Source organism: Bacillus pacificus (assembly GCF_020861345.1).
Classification (GTDB): Bacteria; Bacillota; Bacilli; order Bacillales; family Bacillaceae_G; genus Bacillus_A; species Bacillus_A pacificus.
The window spans coordinates 3936074-3954570 of record NZ_CP086328.1 but is presented as its reverse complement, the minus strand read 5'-3'; the positions used below and the strand labels follow the sequence as shown (position 1 = coordinate 3954570).

The 18497-nt window shown below is 36.4% G+C and carries 19 protein-coding genes, 1 pseudogene and 1 other annotated feature; of the genes and pseudogenes, 14 read left to right on the top strand and 6 right to left on the bottom strand.

Annotation, left to right across the window (positions count from 1 at the left end):
• Positions 1-44: 44 nt before the first annotated feature.
• A complete protein-coding gene (locus LMD38_RS20555; RefSeq protein ID WP_061183088.1) occupies positions 45-353 on the bottom strand; it encodes a hypothetical protein in 309 nt (102 codons plus the stop codon).
• A 146-nt stretch (positions 354-499) separates the two neighbouring features.
• Positions 500-682 (bottom strand): YjzD family protein, encoded by a 183-nt coding sequence (locus LMD38_RS20550; RefSeq protein ID WP_001211115.1) that lies wholly within the window; start codon positions 680-682, stop codon positions 500-502.
• A 157-nt stretch (positions 683-839) separates the two neighbouring features.
• Here LMD38_RS20550 and LMD38_RS20545 point away from each other — a divergent pair, with 157 nt between their 5' ends.
• The 7 genes from LMD38_RS20545 (at position 840) to LMD38_RS20515 (ending at position 6925) form a co-directional block, all read left to right on the top strand.
• Positions 840-1574, top strand: a complete 735-nt coding sequence (locus LMD38_RS20545) for a lipase family protein (protein ID WP_000028715.1) — start codon at positions 840-842, stop codon at positions 1572-1574.
• A gap of 29 nt (positions 1575-1603) precedes the next feature.
• Positions 1604-2476, top strand: coding sequence for an NAD-dependent epimerase/dehydratase family protein (locus LMD38_RS20540; protein WP_062822688.1), 873 nt, complete (start codon positions 1604-1606; stop codon positions 2474-2476).
• Between the two features lie 53 nt (positions 2477-2529).
• Positions 2530-2706, top strand: coding sequence for a ComZ family protein (locus tag LMD38_RS20535; RefSeq protein ID WP_001986215.1), 177 nt, complete (start codon positions 2530-2532; stop codon positions 2704-2706).
• Between the two features lie 231 nt (positions 2707-2937).
• Positions 2938-3870 (top strand): beta-ketoacyl-ACP synthase III, encoded by a 933-nt coding sequence (gene fabH, locus LMD38_RS20530; protein WP_001100536.1) that lies wholly within the window; start codon positions 2938-2940, stop codon positions 3868-3870.
• A 31-nt stretch (positions 3871-3901) separates the two neighbouring features.
• Positions 3902-5140, top strand: coding sequence for a beta-ketoacyl-ACP synthase II (gene fabF / locus LMD38_RS20525; RefSeq protein ID WP_000412655.1), 1239 nt, complete (start codon positions 3902-3904; stop codon positions 5138-5140).
• 106 nt (positions 5141-5246) lie between these two features.
• Positions 5247-6035: a DUF2268 domain-containing putative Zn-dependent protease gene (locus LMD38_RS20520; protein ID WP_000539320.1), complete on the top strand. Its 789-nt coding sequence runs from the start codon at positions 5247-5249 to the stop codon at positions 6033-6035.
• Positions 6036-6178: 143 nt separating this feature from the next.
• On the top strand, positions 6179-6925 hold the full coding sequence (locus LMD38_RS20515; protein WP_000966125.1) for a YjbA family protein: 747 nt from the start codon (positions 6179-6181) through the stop codon (positions 6923-6925).
• A 138-nt stretch (positions 6926-7063) separates the two neighbouring features.
• On the opposite strand, the gene trpS is transcribed toward LMD38_RS20515, so the two are convergent.
• Positions 7064-8053, bottom strand: coding sequence for a tryptophan--tRNA ligase (trpS, locus tag LMD38_RS20510; protein ID WP_000110985.1), 990 nt, complete (start codon positions 8051-8053; stop codon positions 7064-7066).
• A 76-nt stretch (positions 8054-8129) separates the two neighbouring features.
• Positions 8130-8346: a binding site (T-box leader), on the bottom strand.
• Between the two features lie 105 nt (positions 8347-8451).
• Positions 8452-8832 (bottom strand): DUF3899 domain-containing protein, encoded by a 381-nt coding sequence (locus LMD38_RS20505; protein ID WP_001044987.1) that lies wholly within the window; start codon positions 8830-8832, stop codon positions 8452-8454.
• 319 nt (positions 8833-9151) lie between these two features.
• Here LMD38_RS20505 and LMD38_RS20500 point away from each other — a divergent pair, with 319 nt between their 5' ends.
• The 5 genes from LMD38_RS20500 to LMD38_RS20480 all read left to right on the top strand — a co-directional run bounded on the left by LMD38_RS20500 (position 9152) and on the right by LMD38_RS20480 (position 14843).
• A complete protein-coding gene (locus LMD38_RS20500) occupies positions 9152-10783 on the top strand; it encodes a peptide ABC transporter substrate-binding protein (RefSeq protein ID WP_000727229.1) in 1632 nt (543 codons plus the stop codon).
• Positions 10784-10910: 127 nt separating this feature from the next.
• A complete protein-coding gene (gene opp3b, locus LMD38_RS20495) occupies positions 10911-11840 on the top strand; it encodes an oligopeptide ABC transporter permease (RefSeq protein WP_000534165.1) in 930 nt (309 codons plus the stop codon).
• On the top strand, positions 11837-12853 hold the full coding sequence (opp3C, locus tag LMD38_RS20490; protein ID WP_000974100.1) for an oligopeptide ABC transporter permease: 1017 nt from the start codon (positions 11837-11839) through the stop codon (positions 12851-12853). Before opp3b ends, opp3C begins: the two co-directional genes overlap by 4 nt.
• An 18-nt stretch (positions 12854-12871) precedes the next feature.
• A complete protein-coding gene (locus LMD38_RS20485; RefSeq protein WP_000854346.1) occupies positions 12872-13915 on the top strand; it encodes an ABC transporter ATP-binding protein in 1044 nt (347 codons plus the stop codon).
• Positions 13908-14843, top strand: coding sequence for an ABC transporter ATP-binding protein (locus LMD38_RS20480; protein ID WP_062822686.1), 936 nt, complete (start codon positions 13908-13910; stop codon positions 14841-14843). The genes LMD38_RS20485 and LMD38_RS20480 overlap by 8 nt, the downstream gene beginning before the upstream one ends.
• Positions 14844-14944: 101 nt before the next feature.
• On the opposite strand, the pseudogene LMD38_RS20475 reads toward LMD38_RS20480, so the two are convergent.
• Positions 14945-15213, bottom strand: a pseudogene (locus LMD38_RS20475) (helix-turn-helix domain-containing protein); the annotation flags it as partial.
• A 401-nt stretch (positions 15214-15614) separates the two neighbouring features.
• On the opposite strand from LMD38_RS20475, the gene LMD38_RS20470 reads away from it, so the two are divergent.
• Positions 15615-16121, top strand: a complete 507-nt coding sequence (locus tag LMD38_RS20470; protein ID WP_029141081.1) for a matrixin family metalloprotease — start codon at positions 15615-15617, stop codon at positions 16119-16121.
• A gap of 19 nt (positions 16122-16140) precedes the next feature.
• Positions 16141-16830 (top strand): hypothetical protein, encoded by a 690-nt coding sequence (locus tag LMD38_RS20465; protein WP_016716867.1) that lies wholly within the window; start codon positions 16141-16143, stop codon positions 16828-16830.
• An 86-nt stretch (positions 16831-16916) separates the two neighbouring features.
• On the opposite strand, the gene LMD38_RS20460 is transcribed toward LMD38_RS20465, so the two are convergent.
• Positions 16917-18362, bottom strand: a complete 1446-nt coding sequence (locus tag LMD38_RS20460; RefSeq protein ID WP_062822685.1) for an MATE family efflux transporter — start codon at positions 18360-18362, stop codon at positions 16917-16919.
• Between the last annotated feature and the right edge of the window lie 135 nt (positions 18363-18497).

Sequence of the window (18497 nt, the reverse complement as noted above, 5' to 3'; positions counted from 1 at the left end):
GTTGTGGAGGAGGATTTCTCCACAGTCTATTAAAAAAAGCACTCTTAAGTGCTTTTTTTATTGTTTATAGACTCTGGTGCAACTTCATTATCGGTTTTAGTGTAGTAATTTTCATCGTGGTAGGGCAAAGCTAAGTGCTCCAATGTTTTTTCATCTTCTAGACAAATAATTTTCAATTCGTATCCTTCAAAATCGGTTGGATAGAAAATATCTTCACTTTGATTTTCAGTTAATGCTACATCAATCATATCCCTTAATTGTTCTAATCCTTTTTTGTTACCGATAATTATAGCTTGATCATGCCACATTTGCTGGCCGTAAATATTGCAAATCTTATAATCTTTGAAATCCATAACATTACTCCTTTATATTACGATATAATCTTTTTTAATAAGAGAATAGTGCTTTTTGTCCTTATATTAGTTATTTAACCGTTAAAGGATAATAAAGGATTTTTATCCATGTAAAAAAGAGTTCGGATAAAATCCGGACTCTTTTTTTAGTGTTGTTCTACTGGCTCGTTTGGAATTGCAGCTGAAATTGCTAGTACGAATACCGCAAGAACAACTGAGAAAATAGACGCTTGGTTAAAATCGTATGTACCGCCAGTCATAGAGCCGATTACGTAGCTCATCATATGTACAAGCAAGAACGACCAAATTAATGCCCAAATGAAACGCATATTTTACACCTCTATTCGTTCAATCTGTCCTTATTGTAACACAATTGAAAAAAGAATATAGAAAAAATATTTGTAGATTTTTCAACGCAAATTTGCATTCCGTTCATACATTATAAAAGAGTACTTTTATACGTTTAGAAAATAAGGCGGGGGAAAAATGAGTATTACGGAACGTTTTTTTTACTTAGAAAAAGAACCATGCGTTATTTATTTACCAGAGAAGCCAAATGGATTTTCTGTCATGCTTCTTGGTGATTACAACTACTTTATTGAGAATGGTACAAGTTTATGGACACAGCATACAGGTAGATCTTATTTTTTACATGGCCTTATTGAGGAAGGCTATACGGTCTTTTCTTCTAATTTATACGGAAGACATTGGGGAAACGACCAATCTGTTCGTCTAGCGAAACGTCTATATGACGTTGTGTTGAGAAAAGAGACATTAAATGCAAAAATGCACATTATGGCAGATGGTATGGGGGCACTTGTTGCGCTTGAAATGATGAACAAATACCCTGAATGTATACGTTCTGTCATTATGTTAAATCCGTGTTTAGATTTACCAGAATATGTGGAGTTTGAGAAAGAGCATAAATTTTTTTACAAGAGACTCTTGAAGGAATTAAGTTTGGCGTATGATGCTAAAGAAGAAGAATTAGAAGCGAAAATAAATAAGAAGTCATTTACGCTTCTTCCGTCTTGTGTACCTGTTAAAATTTTTGTATCAACACAAGAAAAAAGAGGAAGAAAACAGCTGCTACGTAAATACGAGAAAATGAGGCAATTGAACCAATGCGATACTTCTGTCTTATTCCATCTGCAAGATGTGAAATATAAAATGGTTAGGCAAACGACTGATTTCTTTAAAAAATATGAAGAAGAATTGTGAAGCTCCCATATACATAAATGAGGAGCTATTTGTTTCAAGGGGAAAGGGTTGGTGGTATGGAACGCGTGCTAATTATAGGTGCACTTACGTTTGTAGGTTATCACCTTGTGAATAAAATGATTGCAGAAGAAGTAGAAGTATATGGTCTTGATTTTGATGAATTTGATAGTATGACAAAAATTAATGAAGAGAAGTTATTGTTAATTGGGCGAAATGCGTTATTTACGTATTATTCGATAAGAGATGAAGACGGATGGAGATCCGTAGAGGAAGAGAAATTTGATGCCGTTTACTTTTGTCTGTATGAACCAAATCAACAAAGGGGCTTTCGAAATGAAAGAGTTATATTACAGTATTTAAAGCGAATGATAAGACTGTGTGAAGAACATAAAGTGAAGTTAAATCTAATTTCTTCTATTGAAGTAGGAAACGCAGATGAGTCCGAAAATAAACGTTTATTTTCGAAAGTGGAAGAAGGATTGAAAAAAGGAGAGGTACAATATAGTGTATTTCGAGTTCCTACATTATATGGTCCATGGCAACCACCTTTTATGATGTATCATCAGCTCATGTTATCAGAACTGGGTGAGAAAGAGTGCCATTATGCGGGTGAGGAAAACGGAAGTGATCTACTGTACGTTGAAGATGTATGTGAATACTTATGGGAAAATGGAATGAACGAGGAGCATCTCGGTATATATAATTTACTTAGTGGCAAAAAATCATTATGGAAAAAAGGTATGAACCTTTTACGTGCAGAGGATAAAGTGAATAAAGAGAATGCGGAAGAAAGAGATGGAGCGGCCGAGGATATTTTAATAAAAAGAAATACTCCGTTAGAATACGGTTTAAATAAACAATTGGCACATATGAAAAAATATAAAGAGTTATACGAAGGATAGAGAGCATGTTACACTATGTATGTGAAAGTTTTAATGGAGAGGAAGAACGTAATATGAATGAGAAAAGCATGCAATTTTTACAAATCGCAATGAAGCATTTACCAGAAGCTAAGGCCATTTTAGATGATAATGGAATTGCGCTTGATATGGAGAAAGCTCAACCAGTATTAGAGTTATTGATGAAAGTTATGAACGAAGCATATGAGCTCGGGAAAGCAGATAAAGAATAAAAGCATTTTTTTAGACGGAAGAGAGGCCCGAACCGTAAGTAGAAGCGGTTCGGGCCTTTTTATATTTCGAAAGAACAGAGAAAGGTATGTTTCCGTTTCTTTTCATGAACAATAAGGTGAATAATGCGTTAGCTTTATGTTTTAGCTGAAATATATTCTAGACAAAAATACATTTATGTTTTAAAATTAGTACCAAGTCATAATAATTGATATAAAACGGAGGGCTGCGATGTGAACGTGGGCATTTTAGGGATCGGAAGATATGTGCCGGAAAAAGTAGTCACAAATCACGATTTAGAGAAAATAATGGATACATCCGATGAATGGATTCGTACGAGAACAGGGATTGCGGAAAGACGCATTGCCGATGATACAATAGATACTTCATATATGGCCGTAGAGGCTTCTAAAAAAGCACTTGAAGATGCAGGGATTAGCGGAGAGGATATCGATCTTATTTTAGTAGCAACAGTAACGCCAGATCGTGCTTTTCCAGCAGTAGCTTGTGTTATTCAAGAAGCGATTGGCGCAAAACATGCAGCTGCAATGGATTTAAGTGCAGCGTGTGCTGGTTTTATGTACGGAATGATTACAGCGCAGCAATTTATTCAAACGGGAACTTATAAAAATATACTAGTAGTTGGTAGTGATAAACTATCTAAAATTGTAGACTGGAACGATCGAAATACAGCAGTACTATTTGGAGACGGAGCTGGTGCGATCGTAATGGGAGCTGTTTCAGAAGGTAAAGGTGTTCTATCTTTCGAATTAGGAGCGGACGGAAGTGGCGGTAAGCATCTTTATCAAGACGAGTATGTTATGATGAATGGCAGAGAAGTCTTTAAATTTGCCGTTCGTCAACTTGGGGATTCTTGTCTTCGCGTTTTAGATAAAGCTGGTCTTACGAAAGAAGATGTGGATTTCTTAGTACCGCATCAAGCGAACATTCGTATTATGGAATCTGCAAGAGAGAGATTAAATTTACCACAAGAAAAAATGAGTATGACAATTGAGAAGTTCGGTAATACATCAGCTTCTTCCATTCCGATTGCGATGGTAGAGGAATTGCAAAACGGACGTATTCAAGATGGTGATTTAATTATACTTGTTGGTTTTGGCGGCGGATTAACGTGGGGAGCAGTCGCTCTTCGTTGGGGTAAATAAGGACTGAGAGAAAAAAAGGAGTGTATTTTGTATGGAAAAAAAGAGGGTCGTAATTACAGGATTAGGAGCTGTTACACCGGTCGGTACAGATGTTGAAACAGCGTGGGAAAACATTAAAAAAGGTGTATCTGGAATCGGACGACTTACAAGAATTGATCCGGAACTATTTCCAGCAAAAGTAGCAGCAGAAATTAACGACTTTGAAGTCGAGAAATATATTGATAAAAAAGAAGCGCGTCGTATGGATCGCTTTACACAATATGCAGTAGCGGCAGCGAAAATGGCAGTTGCAGATGCAAAGCTTGAGATTACAGAAGAAAACGGACCTCGAATTGGTGTATGGATTGGTTCTGGTATTGGCGGTATGGAAACATACGAAGAACAATTTAAGATTTTTACTGAGAAAGGTCCGCGCCGCGTGAGCCCATTCTTCGTACCGATGATGATTCCAGATATGGCAGCAGGCCAAGTATCAATCGCAACAGGAGCAAAAGGAATTAACACTTGTTCTGTAACGGCTTGTGCATCTGGTGCAAACTCAATTGGTGATGCGTTTAAAGCGATTCAGCGAGGTGATGCTGATGCAATGATTACAGGCGGAGCAGAGGCGCCGTTAACAAGTATGGCATTCGCAGGATTTAGCTCAGCGAAAGCATTAACATTCAATGAAGATCCAGCAACAGCTTGCCGTCCATTCGATAAAAACCGTAGCGGTTTCGTAATGGGTGAAGGTTCGGGTATTTTAATTCTTGAAGAATTAGAGCACGCATTAGCTCGTGGTGCTCACATTTATGCAGAAATCGCTGGTTACGGTGCAACTGGTGATGCATTCCATATTACAATGCCGGCTCCTGGCGGTGAAGGTGGCGTGCGCGCAATGCGTCAAGCTTTAGCAGATGCAGGTCTACAGCCAGAAGATATTGATTACATTAATGCGCATGGTACAAGTACGGATGCGAATGAAAAGTATGAAACGATGGCAATTAAAGAAACGTTCGGTGAGCATGCGTATAAAGTAGCGATTAGCTCAACGAAATCAATGACAGGTCACTTATTAGGGGCAGCTGGTGCTGTTGAAGCGATTTTCTCTATTAAATCAATTACAGATGGAGTAATTCCTCCAACAATTAACTATGAGACACCAGATCCAGAATGTGACTTAGATTACGTACCGAATCAAGCGAGACATCAAGAAGTAAACGCAGTGTTAAGTAATTCATTAGGATTCGGTGGTCATAACGCAGTATTAGTATTTAAAGCGTATAAATAATAGATGAAATAAGGAGTTTTTTCGTAACATATTGCGAAAAAACTCCTTATTTATTTTTACGCCTTTTTCTCCTTTTGCATATACATAAGAAAAAGGAGGGATAAAGATGGGGGTTGTTGAAACTGCTGAGTGGTTACATCTATATTACGGACGGCCAGAAAAGCTGTGTGAGAAGTTTACGAAGTATATCCCGCTACCAAAAGAAAGATTGTATCGCTTTTTAATTTCTAAAGGTATGTATCGCCCCGTTATGCGAGGAGAACGAGAAATTAAAGAGTTAGAGAAAAAGGAAGTTTGGAAAGAGTTACGTGCAGAATATGAGAAGCTGAAAGATTGGCTAAAAGGTCCAGATGTCCCTGTCTTTATTTTATTATCAGATTCCTATAATCGAACGGTACAAGAAGAGTATAACGGCAGGGCTGGATTATCTATGCGTCACGTTATTTTCTTATTTGTATGTGGACGGAATTCGGTGGAAGAATTAAAAGTGTTACTAGCGCATGAATATCATCACATATGCAGGTTACATCAAATTGAGACGAAAGAAACGGAATATACATTACTTGATACGATGATTATGGAAGGTTTGGCTGAGCAAGCGGTAACGGAAAGATATTCAGAAAAAAACAATGCACCGTGGACGACGTATCTTTCAAAAGAAGAGGCTATATATTATTGGAAAAATGTTGTGCATGAAAGAATAAGTATAAAGCGAGGAACAAGGGAGCACGACATCTTATTAAATGGATTTCATTCTTATCCGAAGATGCTTGGCTATGCGCTTGGATTTCATATTGTCAAAGATTGTGTAACTTTGGAAGGAGAAGATACACTTTCTTTATTGCCTATAGATGCGAAAGAAATATTGAATAAAGCAAATACATTTCATATATAAAAAAACAGGAGCTCTCTTTCCTGTTTTTTTAGTATTAATAGAAGAAAAAATAATAATTAGAATATATTTCCTTAGGTGGAATAAAGTTAAGAAAAATTGAACATAATGATGGATACAAACAGTAGTGAAGTGAGGGGTAGTGAATGTTATATCTACATGATGTATGGGTAAATTGGTTTGAAGGTGAAGAAAATGGGTATAACGTTTGTCATTTTTACGAATGGCGGAAAGATGATACGATTGAGCTATTAGATCAAGTGCCATTATTAAAAGTAGATGCCACATTATATCATTACATCGAGAACGAATTGTTAGAGCTTCCGCAAAAAATGTTGGAAGACGTACATCATAAGGCTTATATTCGTAAAAATCATGAACGTTTGCAGCAAGAGTATTGCTTTGTAGTTACAGATGGAAAAGGAATTATTGCGATTGACACAATTGGTTACAATGTACCGATTCGAAAAAGTAGACTTATACCGCGCCAAGAGCAGATGGTATATGAGATGGTAGAAAACGTACAAGCAGAAAAGTATGAGTTCCAAGTAGAAGAAATAGAAAAAGAACATCATATTTTATCACCATCACCATTCATTATGAATGGCTTGACTCGTAAAGAAAGACAGCTTAAACAATTATTATTTATGGCGTTAGATCAATTACATACAACGAAAAACACAGCAGAAATTCGCTATTGGTTCACAGAGTGGGATCCATCAGCATACGGAATGGTTCAACATATGGAATTTGAAGATATTTGGGCTAAGCTGTATGAGGAAGCGAAAACAGGTTGGTCTGAGAAGCACGAACAATTATGCGAGCGTCTCGTAAAAGGGCAACCATTTTTTGAAAAGTTATGGGAAATGGAAAACGAGCAAAAGGTAAATTAAAAAAACCGCCGATTGGCGGTTTTTTTAATTTGGTGTAACTTATCTTCAGCAGCAAGCTCTTCGTGTCTAAGAACTGAACGAGCTGCCTCCGCTTTTATATGAAATCCAGCTCTGGCTCCTAGCCCTTCGCTTTATATGTTACCTACGTTTTCTGCTTAGTCCCATTGCGTTTTCTACTTTGCGTAGTTGTTTGAATGCGACGCGATTTGCTTTTTCGGCACCTTTGTCTAGAATTTCGTCTAGTTCTGGTGAGTTAATTAGTTCGTTATATTTGTCTTGGATTGGGCGAATCGCTTCTACGACTACTTGTGCTAGGTCGCCTTTGAAGTCGCCATATCCTTTTCCTTCGTACATTGCTTCGATTTCTTCAACTGTTTTTCCAGAGAATGAAGAGTAGATTGTTAATAAGTTAGAGATGCCAGGTTTGTTTTCTTTATCGAATTTCACGATACCTTCAGAGTCAGTTACAGCACTCTTAATTTTCTTTTCAATTGTTTTTGGTTCATCAAGCATGCTAATCATTGATTTTGGATTCGGATCAGATTTACTCATTTTTTTCGTAGGCTCTGTTAGTGACATAACGCGAGCTCCTACTTTTGGAATGCGGATTTCAGGAATTGTGAATACTTCACGGAAGCGTTTGTTGAAACGCTCTGCTAGGTCACGTGTTAATTCCATATGTTGCTTTTGATCATCACCAACAGGCACGATCTCAGTGTTGTAAAGTAAAATATCAGCAGCCATTAATGGTGGATACGTTAGTAATCCAGCTGGTACTGAATCTCTACCTGACGCTTTATCTTTATATTGCGTCATACGCTCTAATTCTCCAACGTAAGCAACTGATTGCATAATCCATCCTAGTTGAGCGTGTGCCGGTACTTCTGATTGTACAAATAACGTAGCTTTTTCAGGGTCGATACCGCATGCTACATAAAGTGCAGCAAGACTGCGGATGTTTTTACGAAGCCCGACAGGATCTTGAGGTACTGTAATCGCATGTTGGTTTACAATACAGAAATAACAGTCGTGTTCATTTTGAAGCTCTGTAAATTGCTTCATAGCTCCTAAATAGTTTCCAAGTGTAATCGTTCCACTTGGCTGAATACCAGAAAAGATAACTGACATAATTAATTCCTCCTAAATTTGAATGCGTAATGGGGAAGAGAAGGCAAACAAAAAAAGCCCATTCATCCCAAAAAACTATAGGGACGAATGGACCGCGGTACCACCCTAATTATTTCACTACTGTGAAATCTCTCTAATCCATAATAACGTTTGGATATAACGCCAAAGCCTACTACTTTCGGTTCGGTTTGGAGCTCAAAAGCCCATTCCATACTGTACAATTACTTGTTCACACCAGCCACAAGCTCTCTGAAATTGCCTCAATATGTACTCTTCTTTATCATCGCATACATATAAATTTATTTATTGTTACCTGAGCTCTTTAAATATGAAAGAACTAAAGTTTTATAACAAAATGTTTTGCTGATTATTATATCATATGGGATAGTGTTTGCAAACTACATCAAAATAGTAAAGCTAATGAAGGTCGAGAACAACCCAAGAATGATACCGGTAATGCAAATTGGATACGTCCATTTGAATGAATATGTTTTATAAATACGTTCTTTCTTATCGACAGGTTCCTCTACTTCTTCAATTAAAGAGTCAATTTTTTTGTTCGTACCAAATACTCTTTGGAAGGCGTAAATTGTTACATTAAAAAATCCATTTTGAAATATGAATAAAAAACCGCCTATAAGAATAAAAAATAGTGCAATATAAAACGAGATGTTGACAAAATTCAACAAAAAATGCGATGAAACGAGGAATGCACCAATACTAGAAGCGATTATCGCTATGAAAATTAGTATACAAGTATGAAAAAAAACTTTATTCAAAATGTTCCCCTCCGTCAAAATATTACTAGAATTATTATACTATAAAAGCTATAATATGTACTAGAACTAATTTTTTGAAAATTATACGCAATTAAAGGTCTGATTGCAAGATGATGGTAGCAATGTTAACGTATCCCTTTACAAAAAAATAAAAATATAAACATTTTATTAAAAATTTTAACAAAAAAACAAAAAACTATATTCACAATTGTTATATTATATGTATAATGAAAATTGTAGAAACTTGGAGATTATTCTTTCAATTCTACTTTTTTACAAGTGAGGGTACAGGAAGTGCAATTAGGGGAGGCAACACAACATGAAGAAAAAGATACCGTTATTACTTGCATCGACGTTGACTGTCAGTATGTTAGGAGCTTGTAGTTACCAAAAAGAGGATAATAAAGCAGGCGCGAAAGAAAAATCCTCAAACAAGCAAGTGTTAAATCTAACTGAGACAGCTGAAATCCCAACTATGGATACGACGTTATCAACAGATGCAACATCTTCTAACATCATGAATAACACAATGGAAGGGTTATATCGTCTGGGGAAAGATGATAAACTTGTTCCAGGTGTCGCTAAATCTTATGAGAAATCAGAGGATGGCAAAAAGTATGTGTTTAAGTTACGTGAAGATGCGAAATGGTCTAATGGTGAACCTGTAACAGCGAAGGACTTCGTTTATTCTTGGCGAAGAGCTGTAGATTCAAACACGGGTGCCAAGTTTGCTTACATACTATTTGATGTTAAAAATGCGGAGAAAGTTAACAAAAAAGAGTTACCAGTTGAAGAACTTGGTGTAAAGGCAATTGATGATCATACACTTGAAGTGGAATTAGATAACCCTGTTCCTTATTTTGTAAGTTTAACAGTCTATCCAACATTGTATCCTTTGAATGAGAAGTTTGTAACAGAACAAGGAGCAAAATTTGGATTAGAATCCAATACGACACTTTATAATGGTCCATTCGTATTAAATGAATGGAAGCATGAACAAAGTTTCAAGCTTAAGAAGAATCCAACGTATTGGGAAAATAAAGAAGTAAAACTTGAGGAAATAAACTTCAATATTGTTAAGGATCGTTCAACTGCTATAAATTTATATGAAACGAAAGCAATTGATCGTGTAGTCTTAACATCAGAGTTTGTAGATAAATACAAATCAGATGCTGACTTTAAAACGATTAAGAGACCATCTACACAATTTATTCGCTTAAATGAAAAGAATAAATTTTTAGCAAATAAAAATATCCGAAAAGCAATTGCAATGTCCTTTGAACGTGAAAACATCGGAAAAGTAATCTTAAACGATGGTTCAGAGGGTATATATGGTTTTGTTCCGAAAGGCTTAGCAAAAGGTCCGAATGGAAAAGACTTCCGTGAAGAAAACGGAAAGCTTATAAAAGAGGATATGAAAGAAGCACAAAAATACTGGGAAGCTGGTAAAAAAGAACTTGGTGTAGACAAAGTAGAGTTAGAGCTATTAAACTTTGATACTGATGATGCTAAAAAAATCGGAGAGTATTTAAAGGGACAATTTGAAAAGAACTTACCAGGTTTAACAGTTCCAACAAAAATGCAACCATTTGCACAAAAATTAAAACTTGAAGCAAGTGGAGATTATGCAATGTCATATGCGGGATGGAGTCCAGATTATATGGATCCAATGTCATTCCTTGAAATGTATACGACAGGTAATGCGCAAAACAAAGTACATTACGCAAACCCAGCGTATGATGATTTAATTAAAAAAGCAAAAACAGAAGTTGATGTACAAGCTCGTTGGGATGCATTATTACAAGCAGAAAAACAACTGCTTGAAGATGCAGCAATTGCTCCAGTATATCAACCTGGAAAAGCATATTTACAACGCCAATCTATTACTGGCCTATTAGAACATAAATATGGCGGGGAATTTAGCTATAAGTGGGTTGAACTCAAAAACTAAAAATGGTTTCCATCATGAATAAGGGTATATGCCTATGATGGGCATGTACTCTTATTTTAAAAAAATAAAAGTAAGAATATTTAAAACTATCTTATTGCTTTTGAGAAAAACGGGGAGGTGCTTGACTATGGGACGTTATGTATTAAAACGTTTCGTGTACATGGCTTTGACATTATTTTTAATTACTACACTGACTTTCTTTTTAATGAAATTACTTCCGGGTTCTCCGCTTAAAAACCAGGAGAAGTTATCACCGGCACAAAAAGAAATCATTCTTGAAAAATATGGCTTAAATGATCCAGTACCAGTTCAATACGCACGTTACTTAGGTAACTTAGCAAAAGGTGATTTAGGGGTATCATTCCAATATGATAACCGTCCAGTAACAGACATGATTGTGGATCGCATTGGACCATCAGCACAACTTGGTTTACAAGCGATTATATTAGGAACATTTATCGGTTTAATTTTAGGAATCGTTGCGGCACTTCGTAACAATACGTGGGTCGATTATGGAGCGACAATTATTTCCGTACTCGGGATGTCGGTACCATCGTTCGTATTTGCCGCATTACTACAATATTTCGTAGGGGTAAAACTTGGATGGTTCCCAGTAGCATTCTGGAAAGGACCAGAGTTTACAGTAATGCCTACAATCGCTTTATCGATGGCAGTTATCGCAACAATCGCACGTTTCGCTCGTGCAGAGTTAATTGAAGTTATGCAAGCTGACTACATTTTAACAGCGAAAGCGAAAGGAATTAGCCAAGGCGTTATCATTATCAAACACGCCCTTCGTAACGCGTTAATTCCAGTTGTAACAATTTTAGGACCAATGGTTGCAGGGTTAATTACAGGTACATTAGTTATTGAGCAAATTTATGCTGTACCAGGACTAGGGGAACAGTTCGTTAAATCTATTACAGTGAATGACTATACAGTTATTATGGGAACTACAATTTTCTATAGTGCGATCTTCATCTTAGTTATTTTCATTGTTGATATTTTATACGGAATTATTGATCCTCGTATTCGTTTAGCGGGAGGGAAAAAATGATGAAAGATGTACAAAAATTATCTCCAGACTTATTTCAACAAGCTAATCAAAATAATGTGGATAATGAAGTCATTGCCCGTCCAAGCTTAACGTTTTGGCAAGATGTAAGAAGACGTTTGTTCCAACATAAAGGAGCAATGTTCGGTTTAGTTTTATTAACGCTTATTATCTTACTAGCAATCTTCGGACCGATGGTAAGTAAGCACTCGTATAAAGAGCAAGATTTAGGACGTGCAAAATTGCCACCGAAAATTCCAGTTATTGAAAATGTTCATTGGTTACCATTTGACGGTACAGATCAATATGGTGTTGACCAATATGAAAAACGTGATATTAAAGAGTATTTCTGGTTTGGTACAGATGATCTTGGACGCGATTTATGGACAAGAACATGGGAAGGTACACGCGTATCATTATATATCGCTCTTTTAGCAGCAGCAATTGACTTAATAATTGGGGTTGCATATGGAGGTATTTCAGCATTCTATGGCGGTAGAGTAGATAACATTATGCAACGTATTATGGAGATTATTAACGGTATTCCATACTTAATCATCGTTATTTTAATGGTAATCATTATGGGATCTGGTATATGGTCAATTACACTCGCAATGGCAATTACAGGTTGGATAGGGATGTCGCGTATCGTTCGTGGACAAATCTTAAAATTAAAAAACCAAGAATACGTATTAGCATCTCGTACATTAGGTGCAACAAATACACAATTAATTGTAAAACACTTAATCCCGAACGTAATGGGACCAATTATCGTAATGACAATGTTTACAATTCCAACAGCGGTGTTTGGTGAGGCGTTCTTAAGCTTCATCGGTTTAGGTATTCAGCCACCATTCGCATCACTAGGTTCTCTTGTAAATGACGGTTATAAATCAATTCAAACGTATCCGCATATGATGTTCATTCCTGCGGTTGTCATCAGTATATTAATTTTAGCATTTAACTTAATGGCAGACGGATTACGCGATGCGTTAGATCCAAAAATGCGTAAGTAAAAGAGGGGAGAGGCAAAGATGAAAACATTGTTAGAGGTAAAAGATTTACAAGTCTCCTTTGATACACATGCAGGTGAAGTACAAGCTGTACGCGGCGTTACTTTTGATTTGAAAAAAGGGGAAACATTAGCGATTGTAGGAGAATCTGGTTCTGGGAAATCAGTTACTTCTAAAGCGTTAATGGGTTTAATTCCGAATCCTCCTGGACGCATTAAAAATGGTGAAATCGTATTTGAAGGTCGTGACTTAACGAAATTAACAGAAAAAGAAATGCAGCAAGTACGTGGTAAAGATATCGCGATGATTTTCCAAGATCCAATGACATCATTAAACCCAACGATGACAATTGGAAATCAAATTATGGAAGGCCTTATTAAACACCAAGGGATGAGTAAAGCAGACGCACGTAAAGTTGCGTTGGAATTAATCGACCTTGTAGGTATTCCAAATCCAGAAGCTCGTTTAAAACAATATCCGCACCAATTCTCTGGTGGTATGAGGCAGCGTGTAGTTATTGCGATGGCGTTAGCTTGTAACCCGAAATTATTGATTGCGGATGAGCCGACAACAGCGCTAGACGTTACAATTCAGGCGCAAATTTTAGAGCTTATGAAGGACATTCAGCAAAAAACAGAAGCAGCAATCATTTTCATTACGCATGACTTAGGTGTAGTGGCAAATGTTGCGGACCGCGTAGCAGTTATGTACGCTGGTAAAGTTGTTGAAATCGGAACTGTAGATGAAATTTTCTACAACCCAAAACATCCATATACTTGGGGCTTAATCGCATCTATGCCAAGTTTAGATGGTTCAGAAGAAGAGTTATATGCAATCCCTGGAACGCCTCCAGATTTATTGAAGCCGCCAAAGGGAGATGCTTTTGCACCACGTAACCCACAGGCATTAAAAATTGATTTTGAAATGGACCCACCTTTATTTAAAGTAAGTGATACACACTATGCGGCAACTTGGTTACTTCATGAGCAAGCTCCAGAAGTAAAACCGCCGGCAGTCGTTGAAAAACGTATTCTTCAAATGAAAGCAGGTGAACAACATGACTAAACAACGTGAGAAATTAATTGAAGTAAAAAATGTAAAGCAGCACTTCGACGTGAGTGGTGGTGTTGTCAAAGCGGTTAATGATATTTCATTTGATATTTACCGCGGAGAAACATTTGGTCTTGTAGGAGAATCAGGTTGTGGTAAATCAACAACTGGAAGAACGATCATTCGTTTATATGATGCAACTGCTGGTGAAGTATTGTTTGATGGTGAGAATGTACATGGTAAAAAATCACGCGCAGAACTGAAGAAATTCAACCGTAAAATGCAAATGATTTTCCAAGATCCATATGCATCATTAAACCCGCGTATGACAGTAGGGGATATTATTGCAGAAGGTATTGATATTCACGGATTAGCGAAAAACAAAAAAGATCGTATGGACCGTGTTCATGAATTATTAAACACAGTTGGTTTAAATAAAGAGCACGCAAACCGTTTCCCGCATGAATTCTCAGGTGGACAACGTCAACGTATCGGTATCGCTCGTGCACTTGCTGTAGAACCTGAATTTATCATTGCCGATGAGCCAATCTCAGCACTTGACGTATCAATTCAGGCACAAGTTGTAAACTTACTGAAAAAGTTACAAAAAGAAAAAGGATTAACATACTTATTCATTGCCCATGATTTATCAATGGTAAAATACATTAGTGACCGCATTGGCGTAATGTATCGTGGTCAAATCGTTGAATTAACAACAAGTGATGAGTTATATGCAAATCCAATTCATCCATATACAAAATCACTATTATCAGCAATTCCACTTCCAGATCCAGATTATGAGCGCAATCGTAAACGTATCGTATACGATCCATCTCAGCACAATTATGGTAGTGAAGAACCGATAATGCGTGAAATTCGCCCAGGACATTTCGTATTATGTTCTGAAGCGGAGTATAAGAAATATAAAGAGATTTATCAATAATAAAAAATCCATTCTCCTGAAGTGACCCCTAAAAGTTAGACACGGTTATTTCATTAGGCAGCTTGATAAAAGTGAGCCCGGTATTGTACCGGGCTCACTTTTAATTTTGCCTTTATCCGTTTTGTGTTTTTATTTTTCATGGATGGACGCCCCTTTTTCTTTGGTTCAAGGGCATCTAAGCCACCTACTTCAAATTGCTTCTTCCATTGATAAACCGTTGTAAAAGAAGGAATCGTGAATATAGCCGCAACCAGTATTGAAATTGTGCCTTTGTAACATGCATCTGTTTTACATATTCGGTTTGAGAAATTATTTTTGGATTAAATCCTTGAACGAGCGTTACCTTTGAATCCTTCGTAAATTTTGTCATACAAAAAACTGCACCTCCAATTGTTAGACTGTGTCTAACAATTGGAGGTGCAGTTCAGAAGAATGGCTTTTTTATTGATGGAAGGGATGACAGGATAGATTGGTTTTAAAATTAGTTTATCTCAATTGTTGTTACTTAATTTAAACTTATAAAAAAGAATTTTCCATAAGTTTATTTCTATTTCGAGACTAAAAAATAAGTGTTTTTTAGTAGGAAAAGCTGATTTTATTATTTTGATTGGTGAAAGAGATAGTACTAATATGTAGATATACATCATGATGTGTTTTTGAAATAAAAGCGTTTTTGTAAAGTAAACGAAAAGATTTATACAATCATGAAAGAGAACGAGTATCTATTAAAAATAATGGGGAGGAAGCAATTTGCTGAAGAAAATTATTTCGATGTTCGTCGCTATTGGGATAGTATTCATAGTAGGTAGTAGTTTTAATGTGTCACATGCGTATGAAAAGACAGGATACAAATTATCGACAAAAAATCAGAGTTTTAAATGGGGTGACCGTTTATTGGGAAGCAGTGTAATAAAGAGTGGTTGGCAGGATGCTATTTCATCTTGGCAAAATAGTGCGGCTAATGCCAAATTTTTTTATCACGGATCTTCGGTACACACATTAAATTCGTGGTATGAATCCTCGTCCACATATTATGGAAGAATGAGTGTTCAATTAAATAATAAAATTGTTACGAAGTTTTCTGGAGACATTAATGCAGGTAATACAAATATCACGAAATCAAATGTTGCTAAAAGTACGGCTGTTCATGAATTAGGACATGCATTAGGACTCGATCATAATACAGGGACATCTATTATGAATAGTGATAGAGATCGTACCAAAATGCATGTTCCTCAAAAAGATGATGTGAATGGTGTAAATGCAATTTATAAGTGAAAGTAAGGGGGGATATATAATGAATAAAAAATTGAAATTCATTTTGTTGACAGTCCCTTTCGCAATTTTCTTAGGTATAGGGGGATATAGTATTTATTTTGAAGAAGTCGAAGATAAAATAATTTTAATAACTAAAGATTTTCCATCCACAAGTAGATTAGAAGACATGGTTAAGGAAGCCGATGTAGTTGCAATAGGCAATTATGATGGCTTTGATTCAACTTGGAATATGGCGCGTAATCCACAAGACATTAGTCAAGAAGATCAGGAGAATTATGTAGAGGGGCATTTATACAATTTTAACGTAAAAGAAGTTTTAAAAGGAGACCCTTTACAAGGTAGAATGAAAATTAATTATCGATACGCAGAACAAATTGAAATCGATGATTCGAATAGTAAGGTTGTAAATGAAGACCCTCTTTATATAAAGCCGGAGATTGGGAAGAAATACATGTTATTTTTGAAAAAAGATGAAAATATGAATCATTACTTTGGTGCAATTGAACCATTTTCTATAATGTTTGATGAAAATGATATAGCGTATTTACAGTCAAACTTATTACATGTAGACGAAGAGAGATTAAGTGTTAAAAAGAAACAAGATAACCAAACATATATTTTAAAAAATCAAGTGGATCATACAATATCGGATACGATTTCTAATAAGAATATTGACGAATTGAAGATAGAAATTGAAAAGTATAATTAAAAAAAGCTGTTCCAACAATTTGTTGGAACAGCTTTTCTCCAATGCGAATTTCATTTATAAATGACTGCATCTCGATTAAAGGAGTGCTACTGCGCCTGAACAGAAACAATCTCCTCTTGTTCTTCAGGTTTAACAAGTGCATAACGCTCCCACGCTCTACTTTTCCAGCGGAAGAACATAATAATGGCACGTGTCCATTCATCAATAGCAATTGCTAGCCAAATACCAACGAGCCCCATATCTAAATGGAAGGCAAAAAAGTAGCCGAGTGGTAAACTCATTAACACCATAGAAAATGCGCCGATTAAAACTGGGTACTTTGCGTCACCAGCTGCACGAAGTGAATTGATGATGACGATGTTCATCGTACGTCCTGTTTCAAGTAGTACACTTAGTAAAAGAACGCTTGCACCTAACGAAATAATGTGCGGATTATCTGTAAATAGTCCCATTAATTGTGTGCGGAATGTAATAACGAGAGCAACCATACATAAAGTGACACCAATCGCCCACTTTACACTTTTCCATACACGTTCATACGCTTCATCTTTTTCACCACCGCCAACGAGGCGCCCAATAATAATTGCAGTTCCCATACCGATTGCAATAGCGAATAAATAAGTGAACATAGAAATGTTCGTAGCGTATTGTCTAGCCGCTAACGATTCCGTTCCTAAATATGTTGCATAGTATAAGAAGACAATTTGGCAAGCTTGATACATAACCTGCTCAAATGCAGATGGAATCCCAATCTTTAAAATTTTTCCGATGTATTCTTTTGATAAGGTGAAGTAGTATTGTAATTTCACACGGTACTCCATAACGCGGTACAGTAACCAGAAGAAAACGATAAGCGCGATTAGCCTGCTGGCAGCAGAAGAAATGGCAGCCCCTTGTACACCAAGCTCTGGAAAACCAAATTTCCCGAAAATGAGTACGTAGTTTCCAGCGATATGAATAATATTCATTCCAAGTGAAATAAACATCGCTTGCTTTGTGAAGCCATGTACGCGGATAATTGCGGCTAATGAATTAATAATAGCTTGAAGGAAAATAGCTCCTCCGACGATAGATAAATAGCTCTGTGCATACATAAGTACATCGCCTTGTAAGTTCATCGCCATCATCATATGTTTTGAAAATAAAAGAAAACCAGCACTTATAACGAGTCCGACCACTAAATTTAATGTGACGGCTAAAGCTGATATTTTAGATGCTTCCATAAAACGTTTGGAACCGAGGTATTGAGATACGACGATAGCTGCGCCGTTCCCGATGACTTCTAGTACCAAAATAGCGATATGGAGATATTGATTCGCTGCACCAACCCCAGATACAGCATCGTCTGATAATGCACTTAACATGAAAGTATCAGCGATCCCCATTAACATAAATAGAAAAACTTCTAGAAAAATAGGCCATGTTAATAAGAATAAACTTAATTTCTCAGTGGGCCCGTTTTTTGCCTGAATTGCTGTCATGTCCGTCCCCTCTTTACCGATATCTATTTTTAGCAAAGTGTATCGTAACATACTTTCTTAACCTTTGCACTCATTTTAACCTACATATCTTTATTATGAAGGGAGCGCTATTTTATGATAAAAACAGAAGGATAATTATGCAGAAAGTATTATAGAATATAAAATTTATTTTTATCTAATAATTTA

Excerpts from the sequence above, each read along its gene's own strand:
- LMD38_RS20480 (WP_062822686.1), top strand. The coding sequence starts at position 13,908 with ATGACTAAACAACGTGAGAAATTAATTGAAGTAAAAAATGTAAAGCAG.
- opp3b (WP_000534165.1), top strand. The coding sequence starts at position 10,911 with ATGGGACGTTATGTATTAAAACGTTTCGTGTACATGGCTTTGACATTA.
- LMD38_RS20500 (WP_000727229.1), top strand. The coding sequence starts at position 9,152 with ATGAAGAAAAAGATACCGTTATTACTTGCATCGACGTTGACTGTCAGT.
- fabF (WP_000412655.1), top strand. The coding sequence starts at position 3,902 with ATGGAAAAAAAGAGGGTCGTAATTACAGGATTAGGAGCTGTTACACCG.
- opp3C (WP_000974100.1), top strand. The coding sequence starts at position 11,837 with ATGATGAAAGATGTACAAAAATTATCTCCAGACTTATTTCAACAAGCT.
- LMD38_RS20470 (WP_029141081.1), top strand. The coding sequence starts at position 15,615 with ATGTTCGTCGCTATTGGGATAGTATTCATAGTAGGTAGTAGTTTTAAT.
- LMD38_RS20465 (WP_016716867.1), top strand. The coding sequence starts at position 16,141 with ATGAATAAAAAATTGAAATTCATTTTGTTGACAGTCCCTTTCGCAATT.
- LMD38_RS20550 (WP_001211115.1), bottom strand. The coding sequence starts at position 682 with ATGCGTTTCATTTGGGCATTAATTTGGTCGTTCTTGCTTGTACATATG.
- LMD38_RS20515 (WP_000966125.1), top strand. The coding sequence starts at position 6,179 with ATGTTATATCTACATGATGTATGGGTAAATTGGTTTGAAGGTGAAGAA.
- LMD38_RS20485 (WP_000854346.1), top strand. The coding sequence starts at position 12,872 with ATGAAAACATTGTTAGAGGTAAAAGATTTACAAGTCTCCTTTGATACA.
- LMD38_RS20555 (WP_061183088.1), bottom strand. The coding sequence starts at position 353 with ATGGATTTCAAAGATTATAAGATTTGCAATATTTACGGCCAGCAAATG.
- LMD38_RS20545 (WP_000028715.1), top strand. The coding sequence starts at position 840 with ATGAGTATTACGGAACGTTTTTTTTACTTAGAAAAAGAACCATGCGTT.
- LMD38_RS20520 (WP_000539320.1), top strand. The coding sequence starts at position 5,247 with ATGGGGGTTGTTGAAACTGCTGAGTGGTTACATCTATATTACGGACGG.
- LMD38_RS20535 (WP_001986215.1), top strand. The coding sequence starts at position 2,530 with ATGAATGAGAAAAGCATGCAATTTTTACAAATCGCAATGAAGCATTTA.
- LMD38_RS20460 (WP_062822685.1), bottom strand. The coding sequence starts at position 18,362 with ATGTTACGATACACTTTGCTAAAAATAGATATCGGTAAAGAGGGGACG.
- trpS (WP_000110985.1), bottom strand. The coding sequence starts at position 8,053 with ATGTCAGTTATCTTTTCTGGTATTCAGCCAAGTGGAACGATTACACTT.